Raw genomic sequence first — 16,707 nt, 5'->3', positions numbered from 1 at the left:
CCCCCAGCATGGCCGACACCCCGGTACCGGTCCGTCCTGCCGGACGGGCGTTGCCGAATCCTTGGATCGCACCTAGGCGAGCGGAGCGCGTGCCATTAAGGTCAAGACACCCGAGATTCTCGGCGACCCCCTGGAGGACGGCCCATGCTCATTGAGAACACCTTCGAGGTCGAGGCCGATCCCGACGTGGTCTTCGCCTTCCTGCAGAACGCGCACAACGTCGCGGCGTGCTTCCCAGGGGCGGAGCTCACCGAGGAACTCGGCGACGACTCCTTCCGGGGCAAGGTGAAGGTGAAGCTCGGCCCGGTCACCGCGTCGTTCACCGGGACGGCCACCATCGTCGAGCTGGACGAGAAGGCGCGCACCGCCGTGCTGAGCGCGAAGGGCAAGGACGCCAGGGGCGCGGGCACCGCCCAGGCGAAGGCGAAGATGCGCGTGGAGCCCTCGGGGAACGGCGCGCAGGTCTTCCTGGAGACGGACCTGACCGTCTCGGGCAGGCTCGCGCAGTTCGGCCGGGGCATCATGGCGGACGTGTCCGCACGCATGGTCGGCGACATGGCCAAGTGCGTCCAGGAGCGCATCGAGGCCGAGCAGGGCGAGCGGAAGCCCGCGGCGGCAGAGGCCGAGCCCGCCGCCGAGCAGGCCGCCACCTCCGAAGGCGCCGAGCCGAAGACCGCCGAGCCCAAGGCGGCCACCGAGACCAAGCCGGCCGAGCAGCCGGCCTCGGCGATCAAGGGCACCACGCTGTTGAAGGTGATGGTGGCCGGCATGTTCCGCCGCCTGTTCGCACGGCTGAGGGGACGCTCCCGCACCTGACCCCGCGGCGCACAACGTAAGGGGTGCGCACAACGTAACAGGGGCGAAGCAAACGGGCGTTAGCGTGATCGTCTTCAGGCGGGCTTGAGGGCGAGGGAGCGGCGCCATGGGGTCGACGATCTGCTTCGGGCCACCCAGGTGAGCGGGTTCGCGTTGCGCGCCGGAGGTGTCGCGGCGGTCGCCGCCGGTGTGGCGGCGTCGGTCCTGGCGGTGGCGCTCGCCGGCGGCGGTTCCGGCGACGGCGCGCAGGTCGTCCCCGGTCTGGACGAGGCGGGACGGCTGACCGGCTGGGGGCTCCCCGCCGTGCGGCTGGCCCTGGACGGGCTCGCGGTCCTGACGGTGGGCGCCGTGCTCGCGGCGGCGGTGCTCATCCCGCTCGACGGCGGGAGGCTGGCCCCCGCGGCGGCGCGCCACCTCCGTGCGGCGGCGTGGCTGTCGAGCGGGTGGGCTCTGGCCGCGGCGGCGACGCTCGCCCTCACGCTGTCCGACGTGCTCGGGGAGCCGCTTGGACGGGTGCTCACCACCGGTAGCGTCCTCCAGCAGATCAGGGACCTGCCGCAAGGAAACGCACTCGCGCTCGTCGTGGCACTGACACTCGCCCTCGCCGTGCTGACATGGACGCGGCGTACGCCAGGCGGCGCGCTGGGGGCGCTGGCGCTCGCAGGGGTCGCGTTGCTGCCCCCGCCGCTCACCGGGCATTCGGCTGCGGCGACCAACCATGGGGCGGCGGTGACGTCCCTGGCCTTGCACGTCGTCGGGGTGGCGTTCTGGGTGGGCGGGCTGGTGGTACTCGTCGCGCACGCGGCACGGCGCGGGCCGCGGATCGAGGTGATGTGCGAGCGGTTCGGGCGGATGGCCCCGTGGTGCTTTCTCGCGGTCGGCCTCAGCGGCGTCGCCAACCTGGCCACCCGCACACCGAGCGTCGCAGATCTGGTGGCGGGCGACTACGGCCGGCTCGCCATCGCCAAAGGGGTCGCGTTCGCGGTCCTGGGGTGGTTCGGCTGGTGGCATCGGAGGCACACGCTCCCCGCTGTCGCCGCCGGCTCCGTCTACGGGTTCGCCCGGCTCGCGACGGTGGAGACGGTGGTGATGGCCGCCGCGATGGGGCTGGCCGTCGCGCTGAGCCGTACCGCACCGTCCGAGGCGGCGGTCGAGGAGGGCGCGGTCCAGGCGCTGCTGGGTCAGGCTCCGCTCGCGGAGCCGACGCTGGGGCGGCTCGCGACGCTGTGGCGGTTCGACCTCTTCTTCGCCGTCCTTGTCGTGGTGCTGGCCGGTCTTTACGTGGCCGGGGTCGCGCGGAGCCGTAGCTGGCCGAAGTCGCGCGTCCTGGCCTGGTACGCGAGCCTGCTCGTCGTCGTTGTGGCGACGCAGTCGGGGGTCGCGCGGTACGCGTTCGAGGAGACGGGCGCACTGGTCGTCCAGCAGGCGCTGCTGACGGGTCTGGCCTCGTCCCTCCTGGTGGCGGGCGCGCCGATACGGCTCGCGCTGGACGTGGTGCGTCCCGCGCGGATCGATGGGGACCGGGGTCCGCGCGAATGGCTGCTCCTTCTGGTCCGCGCGCGCGGAGCCGGCCGGGCGGTGGGGGCCGGGCTGCTCGTCACGGGCTCGCTTCTCCTGTACCTGACCCCGCTGGGTGACGGGCTCCGGCGGGGGGAACTGAGACATCTGGCCGTGAACCTGGCGTTCCTGGCCGCGGGTGTCCTGCTCTTCCAGAAAAGGGTCAGCGCGGCAGCAGGTGGCTCAGATCGGCCGCGCAGTCGCGTACCCGCCGCAGGATCGGTGTCTCCAAGGCGGTGATGCGATCCGGCGGGCCGCTGACCGCGAGCCCCGCCACCAGCGTGCCCGAGGCGTCCCGTACGGGGACCGCCAGGCAGCCGCGGCCCGCGCGTAACTCCTCGCACTGCCTGGCCAAGCCCTCGTTCCGTACACGGTCCAGCTCGCGGTCCAGCGCCACGGGATCGGCGATCGTGCGCGCGGTGAGCCGGCGCAGACGGCCGCCGCCGGCCGGCGACCGCCAGTCGCCGTGCTCGGCGAGCAGCAGCTTCCCGAAGGCCGAGGCGTGCGGGTGCCGGGACAGGACGGCGTCCGACGTCGGCGGGTGGTCGGGGTCGGAGTCCAGCATCCGCAGCCGTCCGCGCCGGTAGGAGACCAGGTTGATCGCCAGGCGGACCTCGGAGCGCAGCCCGGCCAGCGCGTCCGCGGCCGGGCCGGGCAGGCGCGGCGGCGCGACCGCGCCGGCCAGCTCGATCACCTTGCGGCCCAGCGTGAAGCCGCGCAGATCGGGCAGCCGCACCAGATACTCCTCGGCCACGAGCTGGTTGACCAGCCGGTACGTGGTGGCCGGCGGCAGCCCGAGCGCGGTGGAGATCTCCTTGGCGGTCACGCCGGGTCCCGCCCGCGCGACCTCCTCCAGGACGCTGAGGGCGTTGTGGATCGCGTTCGGCTGGCGGCCGACGGGCGGCAGGTCAGTGGCGGCCATGGCGGCTCCGCTCGCCCCAGGACGGGCCTTCGGGCAGCGCTCCGGGCAGCACGTCCTCCGGCGCGGCCGGGTCGAAGTACCCGATGGCCGCGGCCCGGTGCGGCGCGCGGCGGCGGACCCGCAGGAACCAGGCCATGCCCAGGACGAGCGTCAGGCCGAACAGGCCGAGCAGGCGGACGCGTCCCTCCCCCGCCATGGTGACCACCACACCGGCCAGGACGGCGGCGGACGCGCAGGCCGCCAGCACCGCCGTGCCGGTCGTGGCCGGGACGTGCTCGCCGATCCGGTGCAGGAAGAGCGGGGCGGCGGCGCAGACCAGCAGGTAGGCGGCCAGGAACGCGAGAACGGTCAGCGCCGACAGCGCGCCGGACAGCGGCCCGGGCGGCAGGCCCATCGCCCACAGCGCGCCGGGCAGCGCGATCGCGAACGGCGTCATCGCGTACGCGGCGGCGTGCGGGGTGCGGCGGCGCGGATGGGTCCGGCTGAGCACCGCTGGAAGCATCCCTTCGCGCCCCATGGTGAACAGGACGCGGGTGACCGCGTTCCCGGACGCCATCGCGCACGCGAACAGCGACGAGGCCAGCCCGAGGTGCAGCAGCCCCGGCAGGAACGGCGCCGGTCCCTCACCGGGCGGCCCGGCGCCTCCCGGTCCGGCCAGGTGCAGCGCGCCCGCGAGGACGAAGAGCAGCCCGCAGCCCGCCGGCGTCCAAATCACCACGCGCGGGACGACGGCGAACGGGCGGCGCGTCTCCACTCCGAGACCGCAGCCGCTCTCGAACCCGACCAGCGCCGTGACCGAGACGATCAGCGCGGAGGCCGCCGTGCCGGAGGCGTGGGAGGCGGCGGGAAGGCCGGGCGCCCCGGTCGCCGCCGACAGCAGCAGGACGGCGAGCACGGTGATGACCGAGCACGCCTCCAGCAGCAGCGTCAGGGACGCCGAGATCCGCACGCCGCGGATGACGCAGGCGGTCATGACCGTCCCGAGGAGCGCCGCCGCGAGCAGGGTGGGACCGTCCCCTCCGGCCGGGAGCGGCACGCCCGCCTCGGTCAGGAACCCGGCGGTCCGGCGGCCCGCGCCGAACAGGCACATCACCACCAGCGCCCCGTACGCGAGGAGCAGCAGGCAGCCGGTGAGGAAGCCCCCGGCGGGGCCGAGCCCCTTGGCCGCGTAGGTGTAGAGCGACCCGGCCGCGGTGATGCGCCGCGCGAACTGGGCGATGGCCAGCGAGACCAGCACCATCAGCAGGGCGGCGAGGCCGAGCACGGGCACCGCGACGGCGCCCAGGGAGGTGGCCAGGCCGGTCGCGGACACCATCCCGGGGGACGGCGCGACCGTGGCGACGGCCTGCGCCGCGACGGGCAGCACGCCGAGCCGGCGACGGTCCAGGCCGCGCCCGCCCCGCGGCCCGGAGACCGGGGTGTCGCTCCTGCTCAGGGCCTCGGCGATGGCGGTGGCGAGTGCGCTCACATGATCCTCCCCGCGCCGTAGCGATCATGAAGCTAGGTGATCGGCGTCACCCCCGGGTTGCGCCCGTGTTACGGCAGGCGACGCGGCGAGTGAGAAGGACGGCGCCGTGCTTTCCCGTTCACCGCGCCGGATTCTTTTCGGCCGGGTAACGGCGGCGAAACCGGCCCGGCCGAAGGTGAGGCCGTTCCTTACTCACCTTCGGGAGGGGCCATGGACGAGGCGGACGAGCGCGAGCATCGCGCTCCGCCCTGGAGATCGAGGGCCCAGCGGTTGCGATGGGGGATGGTCGCGGCGGCCTCCACCGCCGTGGTGGCGCTGGGCCTCAGCGGGATCGTCGGCGCGACCGCGTCGGCGCCACCGGACACCGACGGCGCCGCCTCACCGGCGTCCACCGCGGGTGTCGCGGAGCCGACGGCCACCGCGCCGCCGGCCGGCGGCGGATTCGGCCGCGACCAGCTCACACCGGCCGAGCTGCGACAGGCGAAGACGGCCGCCGCGAACGGGCTGACCGGCACCGACGTCAAGGGGGCTCCGGGGCCGGAGTACCTGTCGTTCGAGCTGGCCGCGCCCAAGCCGGGCGAGGACGGCCCGGACGCGCCGAGGCGCGCGGCAGTCTACTTCTACGACTACACGTCCGAGAAGCTGATCAAACGGGTGGTGAACCTGCGCACGGGCGCGGTCGAGGGCACCTTCAGCCGCGGCAGGATGCAGCCGCCGCCCTCGGAGCGGGAGACCGCCGAGGCCGTGGCCATCTTCCTGGCCCACCCCCTCAGCGCCGACTTCAAGGCCAGGTTCGGACGGGCGGCGGGCCGCGCGTTCACCTCGGCCGCGCAGGTCCAGGCCACCGCCACCACCTACACCGCGCGGCCCGCCGACACGGGTGCGGACCAGTGCGGCGCCAGCCGGTGCGTGCAGTTGTTCACGCGCGTGCCGAACGGTCCCTTCATCGACATCACCGACATCGTGATCGACCTGTCCGGTCGCACGGTGGCCCGCCTGAGGTAGGAGCCCGATGTATCCGAACGCGCGACAGACACCGGCGGCCCGGAGGCCGCGCAGATGGAGATGGGGCGCCGCGGCCGTGGCGCTGGCCATGGCCGGCACGGGCGCTGCGGCGGCCCCGGCCGCCGCAGCGCCCGACCGCGACCGCGCCGAGTACTGCGGCGACAACGCCATGGTCGAGGAGAAGCTGCCGAACGGCAGCCGGTGGCAGCTGTGCTGGCACGTGGACGAGAAGACCGGCCTGGTGCTGGAGAAGGTGGCGTTCAGGGGCCCGCGGGACAAGGCCCTGCTGAACGTCCTGGACTCGATCACGATGGCTCAGCTCAACGTGCCCTACGACTCCGGCTTCAACGAATGGAACGACATCACCTCCTACGGCTTCGGCGGGGACTTCATGGAGCCGATGGACGGGGACGACTGCGAGGGCAAGCGCCGCGCCGCGTGGACGGGCGCCGGCGAGGACTCCAAGAGGGTCCTGTGCGTCAGCGAGCAGGAGACGGGCCTGGCGTACCGGCTGCAGGGCCCGTCGCCCACCAAGCCGTACGCCAGGATGGGCCACGACCTGGTGCTGAAGACGATCTCGAAGGTGGGCTGGTACGAGTACCTGACCGAGTACCGGCTGGCCGACGACGGGCAGATCAGCGTCCGGCTGGGGGCGACCGGTGACCTGGCGCCGCGCGACTACACCACCCCGGACGAGGGCTGGCCGATCGGACCCGGCCAGAGCGACTACTCGGTGAACCACTACCACAGCGCGTTCTGGAAGGTGGACTTCGGCATCGGCGCGAACCAGAAGGTGGAGCAGTACGACACCGCGCCGACCGGCGAGCGGGGCCGCCGCGCCGCGATCTACAAGACGAGGAAGAAGGACATCACCACCGAGGACAACCTCAACACCGCTCTGCGCCGCTGGTGGCGGGTCGTGTCGCCGGACAGCCGCAACGCCGACGACCACCCGCGTTCCTACGAGCTGGAGCTGGGCACCTCCGACGCCTACGAGGAGCACCCGGAGACCATGCCGGACGTGACCTTCACGCAGTACAGGCCCTGCGAGAAGTTCGCCACGTTCAACCAGGACCCCGAGTGCCCCGGCACGTCCATCCTCGACTACACCGACGGCGAGACGATGACCGACCCGGTGGCGTGGGTGCGGATCGGCTTCCACCACGTCCCCAGGGACGAGGACCAGAGCCCGATGCCCGTCCACTGGCAGGGGTTCGAGCTGGTCCCGCGCGACTTCAGCGCGCAGAACCCGCTGATCCCCGACGACCGCCTTCCCGTCAACGGCGACGGCGTCGACGGGAACGGCACGGCGTGACCCGTCTCCCCCACCGCCCGTCCCGCGCCTCCTTCCGGCGCGGGACGGGCCTCGCCGTGGCCGCGGCGCTCGCCCTGTCCGGCTGCGCCGCCGAGCCGCCCGCGGAAGGCGACCCCGGCGGGCGCACCGCCGCGTTCGCGCAACCGAGAAGCGCGCCCGCGCCGCCCACCGCCACGGCCTCCGTCGCGCCGCCCAACTCGCAGGACGTGACGTTCGCGGCCATGATGATCGTCCACCATGGCCAGGCGGTATGGATGAGCCGGACGCTGCTGGGCAAGCGGGACGTCCCCGAGCGGGCCGCCGCCGTCGCCGGCTTCATCCGTACCGACCAGCAGCGCGAGATCGACGAGATGAACCGGTGGCTGGCCGCCTGGAGGAAACCCGTGGTCAGGCAGGACGACCCGCGCGCCGCCAAGCTCCACGGAGACGGCCACGGGATGCTCGGCAAGGCCCGCCTGTCCGCGCTGGAGTCGGCCACGGACGGGAGGCACGCGACCCGCCTCTACCTGCGCGGGATGATCGAACACCACCGTGGCGCCATCACCATGGCGCGCGCCGTGCTGCGCGTCGGTCGCAACGTCTACATCCGCAACCTGGCCAAGCACATCATCAACGAGCAGAGCGCCGAGATCGAGGCGATGACCCGCCTGCTGGAGGACCCGGCCTAACCGTTCCGGGGCTTCTCCACCCGGGCGGAGATGCCCGACCAGCCGGTGCCGGAGAACAACCGGACCACCATCGAGATGCCGGCGTTGCGGGCGCCCGCCACGACGATCGGCAGGTGCTTGGGCGAGTCCTCGGAGAACATCGGGTCGAAGCCCTCCAGTTCGGCGTCCTCGTAGTCGCCCCTGCGGCCCTGCGCGTTCAGGCTTTTGCCGACGCGGTGGAAGTCGGCCTTCGGCCGCCCGCAGCGCTCCACCAGCCAGGTCCGCACGTCCTCCTTGGACATGCCCGCCTTGGCCAGTAGTTGCGCGTGCTCGGGGCAGAACACCACCCCGGCGCTGGCGTTGCGGAAGATCCAGCTTCCGGTGCGCGACAGGGTGTCGGCGAAGTCGGCGAGCACCTTCTCCGGGTCGTCGGTGTGCCGGTTGTCGATGTACTCGCTGGTGCGCAGCAGCGTCGTGGACACCGCGTCGCAGCCCGCCGTGACGCCGCCGTCCACCGACAGCGGCTCCCAGGGGCTCTCCTCCTCGTTCTCGGCGATGCACTGCGCCCACCGTCCGGGGATGCCCTGCGTGGCCTGCTCCAGGACGTGCGGGACGACGCCGAGCGCGTTGCGGACGATCAGGCCGATGGCGCGGGCCACGGTGGCGTTGGCGCGGAACCCGGGGCCGAACACGCCGCCGGTGCTGTTGAACCCCAGCCGGTGCCGCACCGGGCCGTTCACGACGATCAGCGGCGCGGGGCCGCTGGTGCTCTGCCAGCCGCCCCCCACCACCGCGCGTTCCAGCATCAGCGCGTCCCAGGCGGCCAGCACCACCGGGAAGTGCTCCGGAAGGCAGCCCGCCATGATCGCGTTGATGGCGGCCAGCTCGACGGTCACCTCCCGCTTGAGATGGTCGAGCCGGCCGATCACCTCATCGGCGGGACGGGACGTGGTGGCCAGGAACTCGTCGGCCCGCGCGCGCGTCGGCGGTACCACGGGCAGGCCGTCGGTCCAGCCCCGCTCGTAGACGTACTCGATCGACTTGCACGCGAGCTCGGTGAGCTCCGCGGCGTCCGCCCCGTCCAGGGCCTGCTCGGTCATCGGGACGCCTGCTCGGTGACCCGCGCCACCACCACCGGCAGCAGCTCCTTGGCGCGCGCCTTCACCTGCTCGGGGTTCAGCACGGCCACCGGGTGTGGCGTCAGCAGGAACTCGAACTCCGCGTCACCGTGCACGTCCGCCATCGCCCGCGCGGTCACCTCGAAGGCGTCGCTGCAGATGACCGCGGTGGGCAGGCCCGCCCGCTCGAACGCGATGCCGTCCGCCGCCGCGGAGGCGCTGCACGAGCCGCAGTCGCCCACCCCGGTGACCACCACGTCGCTGACGGCCGCGATCTCCTTCAGCAGCGGATCGTCCACCGGGAAGGCGAACGCGTGCTTGGTGCGCTGGATCGTCACCGTGGCGCCGTGTTCGCGTTCCAGCAGCCGGCCCAGCTCGGCCAGCAGCGGCGCCGCGTTCTTCTTGGTGTTGTCCAGCAGTCCCACCCGGGCGCCCGCCAGGCTCGGCAGCCGGCGCGCGACCGCCCGCTCCTGCACGGCGGTCCGCTGCGACTGTCCGGTGGGGTCGAGGATGTGGTCGAACATCCCTCACCGCCTCATTCGTGTCCGGCAGTTCCGACGGCCGGGGCGAGGCCGCGCTGGGGAGCGGGCGGGCTCCGGCCCTGTCACAGCACTGTAGGTCGGCACCGCCCCCACGCGGACCGCCCCTTTCGCGACGCGGAAGGAAACAGGCAATTCACCCCCCAACCACAGACGGAAGGGCACCGAAAATACCATTTCCGATGGATGGAAGACTTTTCCGAACCTTTTTCATGACTTCCCCAAGCCCAGCGATTTATGTAGCCTCGTTCACACATGTGTAACCTGGGTCACATGGGCGGGACAAGTGGGTGAGTGGGTATGACCGTCCAGGCAACCGGCCCCGCGGGACCGAATCGCCTCACTGCTGCGCAGCGGGTGCTCTCGATCCTGGGGGTCTTCGATATCGACAATGCCGCGCTTTCTCTCAGCGAGATCAGCAGACGCACCGGCCTCACGCTCAGCACCACCCACCGGCTCGTCAACGAGCTCCGCGTCTGGGGTGCGCTGGACCGTGACGCCGACGGCAAATACAGCATCGGGCTCCGCATCCTCGAACTGGGCACCACGTCGCAGGGCCTGCGCCTGCGCGAGGTCGCGCTGCCCTTCCTCGAAGACCTCCAGCACGCCGTCCGGGCCAACATCCATCTAGCGGTCGCCGACGGCCACGATGTCATCTACATCGAGTCACTGCGCGCCCGCGAGGGCGTCCCCGTACCCAGCCGCCTGGGCGGGCGCTGGCCGATGCACGCCACCGGCACCGGACTCGTCCTGCTGGCGTTCGCACCACAGGAGTTCCAGGAGGAGGTCCTGTCCTCCAAGCTGCGCCGCTTCACCGAGTACACCCCGACCGATCCGGACGCACTACGGCACCGGCTCGCCGAGATCCGCAGATCCGGCGTGGCCATCATCGAGAACCAGCTCACCTACGACGCCCGCGCCATCGCCGTCCCGATCCGCGGCCCCCGCGACCGCGTGATCGCCGCCGTGGGCCTCACCACCCCCACCGACATGCCACCGCACGCGCTGGTCCCCGCCCTGGCCGCGACCGCCCGAGGCATCTCGAGAACCCTGGGAGCCCCCTCCGCCGGCGGAACCCAGGGCCGCACCGTCGCCACCCCCCGCCACACCCGCGGCCTGGGACGCCCCGTCCCACCCGAAACCCGGCGCACCATCCCCACAGAAGCCCGCCGCACCGTCCCAACCCGCCCCCGCCAACCCCGCACAGCCAAGCAAACCCCCTGACCAAAAGGGGGCAAGGGGCGAAGCCCCAGGGGGGTGCAGGGGCGGAGCCCCCTGCCGGGGTCGTAGGGGCGGAGCCCCTACCGGGGTGGGAGGCCGTGGCCCGGAGCGAGTTCTACGAGCGCAGGGACGCGGCATCCCGCCCCGCACCGGGGGGTGTGGGGGGTCGCCCCCCCACACATGTCACAGCCCCCCACATATGTCACGGCACAGAGGTGATGGGTTTTCCTACCGGGTAGCGGTGTGGGGGGCCGCCTTCCACGGTGAGGATGTGGCCGGAGATCCACTTGGCGCGGTCGCTCAGCAGGAACAGTGCGGCGTAGGCGATGTCCCAGGAGGTGCCCTCGGTCTTCAGTGAGGTCGCTTCCAAGCGCGGTTTGCGCATTTCCTGTGGCATTCCGCCGCGGGCGGCGAACGCGCCGTAGATAGCGCCGACTTGGACGCAGTTGACGCGGATGCCTTGGGGGCCGAGTGTGGTCGCGGCGCCTTCGGTGAAGTTCTCCAGCGCGGCTTTGGCGACGCAGTAGACCATTCCTGGGCCCCGGTAGCGGGCGCCGACCGATGAGATGGTGACGATGGAGCTTCCGCGGGGCAGTACGGGCACCGCATGCCGGGTGATGCTCCACGCCGATTTGAAGTTGGCGTCCATGAGTTCGTCGAACCGCTCGGGGGTCACTTCGAAGACTCCGGCGCGGTCGCCGACGGCGACGGTGTGGACGAGGGTGTCGAGCCGTCCGAAGTGGGAGACGGTCTCGGCGACGGCGTCGGCGCAGGCCCGGTCGGAGGTGACGTCGGCGATCACGGGTATGGCCTCGCCGCCGTCCGCGGTGATGCGGTCGACGGTGCGGGCGGCGGCGTCCTTGTCGCGGTCGAGCACGGCGACCCGGGCGCCGTGGGCGGCGAGGAGCATGCAGATGGCGTAGCCGACGCCGGGGTAGGCGGTGTTCTGGCCGCCTCCCGCGACCAGGGCGGTGCGGCCTTCCATCCAGCGCGGCCCCGCGTCGGCGAACGGATCGATCAGCGGGTCGTCCGTCATCGGTGTGCCTTTCTGGTCGGCCCGGTCATTCGACGCGGGTCAGCTGGGACTTCATCTCCGAGCGGGCGATGGTGCCGGGTGGGACGAGCGTCACCGCCGCGGGCACCGTCAGCCGCGTTCTGATCAGGTCCTCGATGTCGCGGCGCAGCGTGTCGTGGTCGCCGGGTTCGGCGCCCCATTCCGCTTCGACGCGCAGCGGCGGGTCGACGCGGTGGCCGCTGCGGTCGGGCCGGATGATCTGCACGACTCCGCTGGTGCGGGGGTGGAGGGTTTGGACGAGGTCGCGGACCGCCGTGGGGAACACGTTGACGCCCAGGACGATGAGCATGTCGTCGGTGCGTCCCACGCAGCGGATCAGCGGGGCTCCGTCGTGCGCGAGGCCGGTGACCACGATCCGGTCCCTGGTGCGGAACCGGACCAGCGGGCAGCATTCGCGGTCCACGGAGGTGTAGACGAGTTCGCCGGTGGCGCCGGGTTCGGGGTCGACGGGTTCACCGGTGTCCGGGTCGATGAGTTCCACCACCACGTGGCGGCCGCCGGTGAAGCGCATGCCGTCGGTGCCGGGGGCCTCGCCGAACAGCACGGGGGCCATGTCGGCGTTGCCCAGGCCCTCGGTGACCTTGCCGCCCCACTCGCGTTCCACGTGGGCGCGGAACGCGGGTTCGCCGCCGCCGGGCTCGCCGCCCACGAAGATCTTCCGTATGCCGAACTCGCGGGGGTCGCGGCCCTTGCGCTCCCTGATGTACTCGGCGAGGTAGCGGACGTAGGAGGGGGTGGCGTGCAGCGCCGTGATCCCGAGGGTCTCCAGCGCCAGCACGGCCTTCTCCGAGGCGCCCGTCCCGATCGGGACCATCGTGCTGCCGATCCGTTCGATGGCGTCCCGGATCGGCAGCCCGCCGACGAACAGCGTCAGGCCCGCGCCGTGCAGCACCACGTCTTCGCGTGTGGCGCCCATGGTGCGGAACGCCCGCGCCACCATTTCGGTCCACGCCTCCGAGTCGCGCCGGGTGACCCCGACCCAGCTCGGCGTTCCGGTGGTGCCGGTGGAGGCGTGCACCCGGATCACCTCGGTGAGGTCCACGCCGGCGTGCCGGCCGAGCGGGGGCGCCGCCGCCTGCGACTCGCGCAGTTCCTGCTTGCCGGTGAACGGTAGTTTGCGCAGGTCGTCCAGGGACTCCAGCGCGCCGGCGTCCACTCCGTGCGCGGCGAACAGGTCGGCGTAGAACGGGGAGCGCGCGGGCAGGCCCTCCAACTGCGCGCGGAGCATCGCCGTCACGGCGTCCCTGTCCTCATCGGCGACGAAGCCAGGCTTGCTCACGAGAGTTCCTTCCGGACGGTGGGAGCGCCGACGTTCAGTGCTCGTGGACGATGACGCCGCGGATGTTCTTGCCTTCCTCCAGGTCCCGGTAGGCGTCGTTGACCTGGTCGAGCCGGTACTTGCGGGTGATGAGCTCGTCCAGTTTGAGGTCGCCGGCCCGGTAGAGGCCGAGCAGTTTCGGGACGTCGTACAGCGGGTTGCAGTCGCCGAACAGGGCGCCGCGCACCTGCCGCTGGTAGCTGATGAGCAGGCCGGCGCGCATGTGGACGGCCTTCTCGGTGGCCTTGCCGACGGCGGTGATGGTGACCTTGCCGCCCTTGCCGGTCATCAGCACGGCCGCCTCGACGATCTCCTGGGTGACCACGCCGGGGGTGCAGATGACGTGGTCGGCCAGCTGCCCCCAGGTGGTCTCGACGACGAAGTCGTGCGCCTCGCCCGCCGTGGCGAAGGCGTGCGTGGCCCCGAACGTCTTGGCCATGTCCCGCTTGAACTCGACGGGGTCCACGACCACCACGTTCTTGGCGCCCGCGTACCGCGCGCCCTGCACGGCGTTGCTGCCCACGCCGCCCGCACCGAAGATCACCACGGTGTCGCCGGCGCGGACGCCGGCCGCGTACACCGCGGAGCCCCAGCCGGTCGGCACGCCGCACCCGACGAGCGCGCCGATCTCGAACGGGATGTCGTCGGGCAGCGGGATGCACGCCCATTCCGACACCACCGCGTACTGCGAGAACGTGCCCAGGGTGCAGAACCCGCCCAGGTCCTCGCCGTCCAGGTGGAACCGGAACGTGCCGTCGAGGAACATGCCGGTGCCCGCGTTCAGGCCCTTGACGCACATGTTCTGATGCCCGGTCGAGCAGGGCCGGCACGCGCCGCACGCGGGGATGTAGGAGCAGACGATGCGGTCGCCCGGTTTGACCCGCCGCACGTGCGGGCCGACGGACTCCACGACTCCGGCGCCCTCGTGCCCGCCGACGACGGGCAGCCGCACCCGGGCGTCGCCCTTGGTGATGTGGTGGTCGGAGTGGCACAATCCCGCCGCGTGGAACCTGACCCGCACCTCGTGTTCCTTGGGCGGGTCGAGACGGAGGTCGGCCAGCTCCCAGCCGAGGTGCGGCTCGCGGGCGATGGCGGCGTGGGTGGTGAGCGTGCTCATCGCGTCCTCCCTGCTCGTAGTAACGCAGTGCTCATGGCGCTCCGACCTTCATGGACGCCGTGTGCGGCAGTACCTCGGCGCCGATCAGCGCGATGTGGTCCAAATCGTGGATGTCATAGATGTGCAGGTAGACGGTGTCCGCGCCGAGAGCGGCCAGGGCCGCGATGCGCTCGGTGACCAGCTCGGGGGAGCCGATCGCCGCGTGCCTCCGCATGAAGTCCGAGCCGATGATCTCCGCCCGCCGGTCCACCTCGTCCTTGGTGGTCCCGCAGGCGACCGGCACCACCGAGGACCGGCGCGCCTCGGCGGGGTCGCGGCCGATCGCCTCGCAGGCCCGGGAGAAGCGTTCGTGCCGCTCCCGTACCGCGTCGTCGTCGCCCAGCGCCGTGTTGAACTCGTCGGCGTAGCGGGCGGCCAGCGCGGGGGTGCGCTTGGGCCCGGACCCTCCGATCAGGATCGGGGGGTGCGGCGACTGCGTGGGACGGGGCGGCGCGTGGTTGTTCTTCACCTGCCAGTGGACGCCGTCGAAGGAGAAGCCCGTCGTGTCGTCCTCCGGGACGGTCCACAGCCCCTTGATGATGGCCAGTTGTTCCTCGAACCGGTCGAACCGCTCACCGGCCGTCGGGGGGAACGGGATGCCGAACGCCTCGTGCTCGCGCTCGTACCAGCCGGTGCCCAGGCCCAGCTCGACCCGGCCGCCGCTCATCTCGTCCGCGGACGCGACGATGTTGGCGAGCAGGCCCGGGTGGCGGAACGTGGCCGCGCCCATCAGCGCGCCGAGCCGCACCCGCCGGGTGTCCCTGGCGAGCCCGCCGATCGTCGTCCAGCAGTCGGTCGGGCGGAACGTCCGGTCCTCGGGGTCCACGCCGAACAGGTGGTCGGAGCGGAAGAACGCGTCGAACCCGGCCTCCTCGACGGCCAGGGCGAGCGCGAGGATCTCGTCGTACCGGGCCCCGTGCCGGGGCTCCATCAGGACGCGGAGCCGGACCCCCGTGGTGGCCCCGGCCTCGCGGGCCTCGCCCGCGTCTCGGTCGTCAGAGCGCGGTGCCACGAAGCGACACCGCCTTCACGTGCGTGTACTCCTTGACCGCGTCCGCGCTCATGGTCCGGCCGAAGCCGCTGCGCTTGTAGCCGCCGAACGGCGCGCCGATCACACCGGGACCGAGCGCCGCATTCACCGCCACCTGGCCCGCCTGGATGCCGCGCGACATCCGCACCGCGCGCCCGACGTCCCGCGTCCACACGGAGGCGACGAGCCCGTACTCGGTGCCGTTGGCCACCTCCAGCGCCTCGGCCTCGCCGTCGAACGGGATCACCGCGAGGACCGGGCCGAAGATCTCCTCCTGGGCGATCCGCATGTCCGGCCGCACCTGGTCGAACAGCGTGGCCTCCACGAAGTAGCCGCGCTCGAACTCCTCGCCGGACGGCACGCCGCCGCCCAGCACCAGCTCGGCGCCCTCCTCCTGGCCCAGCCGCACGTAGCCCATCACGCGGTCGTGCTGCTTGGCGTTGATCAGCGGGCCCATCTGCACCGGTTTGTGCCACGGCCCCACCTTGACCTGCTTCATCCGCTCGGCCAGCCGGCGCACGACCTCCTGGTGGACGCTCCGGTCCACCACGACGCGGGACCCGGCGGCGCACACCTGGCCGGTGTTCAGCGTGATGCCGGCGACGATCGCGGGGATCGCGGCGTCCAGGTCGGCGTCGTCGAAGACGACCTGCGGGGACTTGCCGCCCAGCTCCAGATGCAGCGGGGTGAGGTTCTTGGCGCACGCCTCCATCACCGCCTGGCCGGTCTGCGGCGAGCCGGTGAAGCTCATCCGGTGGACGCCGGGGTGCGCGGGGATGGCGGCGCCGGCCTCGGGCCCGTACCCGGTGACGACGTTGACGACCCCGGCCGGGATGCCGGCCTCCATCGCCAGTTTGGCCAGCGCCAGCGGGGCCAGCGGCGCGTCCTCCGCGGGCTTGATCACGATGGTGTTGCCGGCCGCGATGGCCGCGCCGACGTCGTTGGAGAACATCGCCGCGGGCGCGTTCCACGGGATGACGCTGCCGACCACGCCGTACGGCTCGCGCAGCGTCAGCCCGATCACGTCCGGGGAGTGCGTCGGCATCGAGGTGCCGAGCACCTTGTCGGCCTGCCCGGCGATGAACGTCAGGATCCTGATCGGCGCGATCGGGCCCCAGTGCGGCCTGCCGACGTCCTGCGACTCCAACCGGTCCAGCTCGGTCTCATGCTCCTGGATGAGCCGCACCCACTTCATGATGAGCTCGGCCCGCGCGGTGGCGCTGGTGTCGCGCCACGCGGGGAACGCGGCCGTGGCCGCGCGCACGGCGTCGTCCACGTCCTCCGCGGTGCCCCGCGGCACATGCGCCAGCGTCTCCCCGGTCGCCGGGTTGATCACCTCGATGGTCTCACCGCTCCTGGCGGGAACCCACTCGCCGCCGATCAGATGGGCGTTGTCCACCCGCAGCGCGTCCTTCGCCGCATCGGACAGCACGGTCGTCATGCCTGCTCCCTAGGCCCTCAATGCTCGTGTCGTTCCTGGGGCGATCCCCCAGACGTTCCGGACGGCTCCGCCGTCAGTG

General features: G+C 72.4%; 15 protein-coding genes. 6 read left to right on the top strand and 9 right to left on the bottom strand.

What is annotated here, in order from left to right:
* Positions 1 to 144 precede the first annotated feature (144 nt).
* Together QSK21_RS15445 and QSK21_RS15440 are read left to right on the top strand one after the other, a co-directional pair.
* Positions 145 to 816, top strand: a complete 672-nt coding sequence (locus QSK21_RS15445; RefSeq protein WP_285696477.1) for an SRPBCC family protein — start codon at positions 145 to 147, stop codon at positions 814 to 816.
* Between the two features lie 84 nt (positions 817 to 900).
* Complete coding sequence (locus tag QSK21_RS15440) at positions 901 to 2,613, top strand: cytochrome c oxidase assembly protein (RefSeq protein WP_285696476.1); 1,713 nt, start codon at positions 901 to 903, stop codon at positions 2,611 to 2,613.
* On the opposite strand, the gene QSK21_RS15435 is transcribed toward QSK21_RS15440, so the two are convergent.
* Both QSK21_RS15435 and QSK21_RS15430 read right to left on the bottom strand, forming a co-directional pair.
* Positions 2,537 to 3,295, bottom strand: a complete 759-nt coding sequence (locus QSK21_RS15435; protein ID WP_285696475.1) for an IclR family transcriptional regulator — start codon at positions 3,293 to 3,295, stop codon at positions 2,537 to 2,539. The genes QSK21_RS15440 and QSK21_RS15435 overlap by 77 nt on opposite strands.
* Positions 3,282 to 4,763 carry an APC family permease gene (locus QSK21_RS15430; RefSeq protein WP_285696473.1) on the bottom strand — a complete coding sequence of 494 codons (1,482 nt, stop codon included), beginning with the start codon at positions 4,761 to 4,763 and terminating at the stop codon, positions 3,282 to 3,284. Before QSK21_RS15430 ends, QSK21_RS15435 begins: the two co-directional genes overlap by 14 nt.
* A 210-nt stretch (positions 4,764 to 4,973) precedes the next feature.
* Here QSK21_RS15430 and QSK21_RS15425 point away from each other — a divergent pair, with 210 nt between their 5' ends.
* The 3 genes from QSK21_RS15425 to QSK21_RS15415 all read left to right on the top strand — a co-directional run bounded on the left by QSK21_RS15425 (position 4,974) and on the right by QSK21_RS15415 (position 7,751).
* Positions 4,974 to 5,768 carry a hypothetical protein gene (locus QSK21_RS15425; RefSeq protein WP_285696472.1) on the top strand — a complete coding sequence of 265 codons (795 nt, stop codon included), beginning with the start codon at positions 4,974 to 4,976 and terminating at the stop codon, positions 5,766 to 5,768.
* Positions 5,769 to 5,844: 76 nt separating this feature from the next.
* Positions 5,845 to 7,083, top strand: coding sequence for a copper amine oxidase (locus tag QSK21_RS15420; protein WP_285696471.1), 1,239 nt, complete (start codon positions 5,845 to 5,847; stop codon positions 7,081 to 7,083).
* Positions 7,080 to 7,751 carry a DUF305 domain-containing protein gene (locus QSK21_RS15415; RefSeq protein WP_285696470.1) on the top strand — a complete coding sequence of 224 codons (672 nt, stop codon included), beginning with the start codon at positions 7,080 to 7,082 and terminating at the stop codon, positions 7,749 to 7,751. Before QSK21_RS15420 ends, QSK21_RS15415 begins: the two co-directional genes overlap by 4 nt.
* Here the strand turns inward: QSK21_RS15415 and QSK21_RS15410 are convergent.
* Both QSK21_RS15410 and QSK21_RS15405 read right to left on the bottom strand, forming a co-directional pair.
* Positions 7,748 to 8,830 (bottom strand): hypothetical protein, encoded by a 1,083-nt coding sequence (locus QSK21_RS15410; RefSeq protein WP_285696468.1) that lies wholly within the window; start codon positions 8,828 to 8,830, stop codon positions 7,748 to 7,750. The two genes, QSK21_RS15415 and QSK21_RS15410, sit on opposite strands and share 4 nt — an antisense overlap.
* Positions 8,827 to 9,372 carry a UGSC family (seleno)protein gene (locus QSK21_RS15405; RefSeq protein ID WP_285696466.1) on the bottom strand — a complete coding sequence of 182 codons (546 nt, stop codon included), beginning with the start codon at positions 9,370 to 9,372 and terminating at the stop codon, positions 8,827 to 8,829. The genes QSK21_RS15410 and QSK21_RS15405 overlap by 4 nt, the downstream gene beginning before the upstream one ends.
* 315 nt (positions 9,373 to 9,687) lie before the next feature.
* Here QSK21_RS15405 and QSK21_RS15400 point away from each other — a divergent pair, with 315 nt between their 5' ends.
* The gene (locus tag QSK21_RS15400) at positions 9,688 to 10,611 is read left to right on the top strand and encodes an IclR family transcriptional regulator (RefSeq protein WP_285696465.1); all 924 of its coding nucleotides are present in this window, start codon (positions 9,688 to 9,690) and stop codon (positions 10,609 to 10,611) included.
* A 199-nt stretch (positions 10,612 to 10,810) separates the two neighbouring features.
* Here QSK21_RS15400 and QSK21_RS15395 read toward each other — a convergent pair whose 3' ends face one another.
* Genes QSK21_RS15395 through QSK21_RS15375 form a run of 5 tightly spaced genes read right to left on the bottom strand, consistent with a single transcriptional unit; the run spans position 10,811 to position 16,628 of the window.
* Complete coding sequence (locus QSK21_RS15395) at positions 10,811 to 11,644, bottom strand: SDR family NAD(P)-dependent oxidoreductase (RefSeq protein ID WP_285696464.1); 834 nt, start codon at positions 11,642 to 11,644, stop codon at positions 10,811 to 10,813.
* A gap of 25 nt (positions 11,645 to 11,669) precedes the next feature.
* The gene (locus QSK21_RS15390) at positions 11,670 to 12,962 is read right to left on the bottom strand and encodes a phenylacetate--CoA ligase family protein (protein ID WP_285696462.1); all 1,293 of its coding nucleotides are present in this window, start codon (positions 12,960 to 12,962) and stop codon (positions 11,670 to 11,672) included.
* A 34-nt stretch (positions 12,963 to 12,996) separates the two neighbouring features.
* Complete coding sequence (locus tag QSK21_RS15385; protein ID WP_285696461.1) at positions 12,997 to 14,118, bottom strand: NDMA-dependent alcohol dehydrogenase; 1,122 nt, start codon at positions 14,116 to 14,118, stop codon at positions 12,997 to 12,999.
* A gap of 31 nt (positions 14,119 to 14,149) precedes the next feature.
* Complete coding sequence (locus QSK21_RS15380) at positions 14,150 to 15,169, bottom strand: LLM class F420-dependent oxidoreductase (RefSeq protein WP_285696458.1); 1,020 nt, start codon at positions 15,167 to 15,169, stop codon at positions 14,150 to 14,152.
* Positions 15,153 to 16,628 carry an aldehyde dehydrogenase family protein gene (locus QSK21_RS15375; protein WP_285696457.1) on the bottom strand — a complete coding sequence of 492 codons (1,476 nt, stop codon included), beginning with the start codon at positions 16,626 to 16,628 and terminating at the stop codon, positions 15,153 to 15,155. Before QSK21_RS15375 ends, QSK21_RS15380 begins: the two co-directional genes overlap by 17 nt.
* Positions 16,629 to 16,707 lie beyond the last annotated feature (79 nt).

The organism is Actinomadura sp. NBRC 104412, from assembly GCF_030269515.1.
GTDB lineage: Bacteria > Actinomycetota > Actinomycetes > Streptosporangiales > Streptosporangiaceae > Spirillospora.
Note: the sequence above shows the minus strand (reverse complement) of the source record. Positions and strands in the feature narration are given on the sequence as shown.

Excerpts from the sequence above, each read along its gene's own strand:
- QSK21_RS15445 (WP_285696477.1), top strand. The coding sequence starts at position 145 with ATGCTCATTGAGAACACCTTCGAGGTCGAGGCCGATCCCGACGTGGTC.
- QSK21_RS15435 (WP_285696475.1), bottom strand. The coding sequence starts at position 3,295 with ATGGCCGCCACTGACCTGCCGCCCGTCGGCCGCCAGCCGAACGCGATC.
- QSK21_RS15425 (WP_285696472.1), top strand. The coding sequence starts at position 4,974 with ATGGACGAGGCGGACGAGCGCGAGCATCGCGCTCCGCCCTGGAGATCG.
- QSK21_RS15410 (WP_285696468.1), bottom strand. The coding sequence starts at position 8,830 with ATGACCGAGCAGGCCCTGGACGGGGCGGACGCCGCGGAGCTCACCGAG.
- QSK21_RS15405 (WP_285696466.1), bottom strand. The coding sequence starts at position 9,372 with ATGTTCGACCACATCCTCGACCCCACCGGACAGTCGCAGCGGACCGCC.
- QSK21_RS15400 (WP_285696465.1), top strand. The coding sequence starts at position 9,688 with ATGACCGTCCAGGCAACCGGCCCCGCGGGACCGAATCGCCTCACTGCT.
- QSK21_RS15395 (WP_285696464.1), bottom strand. The coding sequence starts at position 11,644 with ATGACGGACGACCCGCTGATCGATCCGTTCGCCGACGCGGGGCCGCGC.
- QSK21_RS15385 (WP_285696461.1), bottom strand. The coding sequence starts at position 14,118 with ATGAGCACGCTCACCACCCACGCCGCCATCGCCCGCGAGCCGCACCTC.
- QSK21_RS15375 (WP_285696457.1), bottom strand. The coding sequence starts at position 16,628 with ATGACGACCGTGCTGTCCGATGCGGCGAAGGACGCGCTGCGGGTGGAC.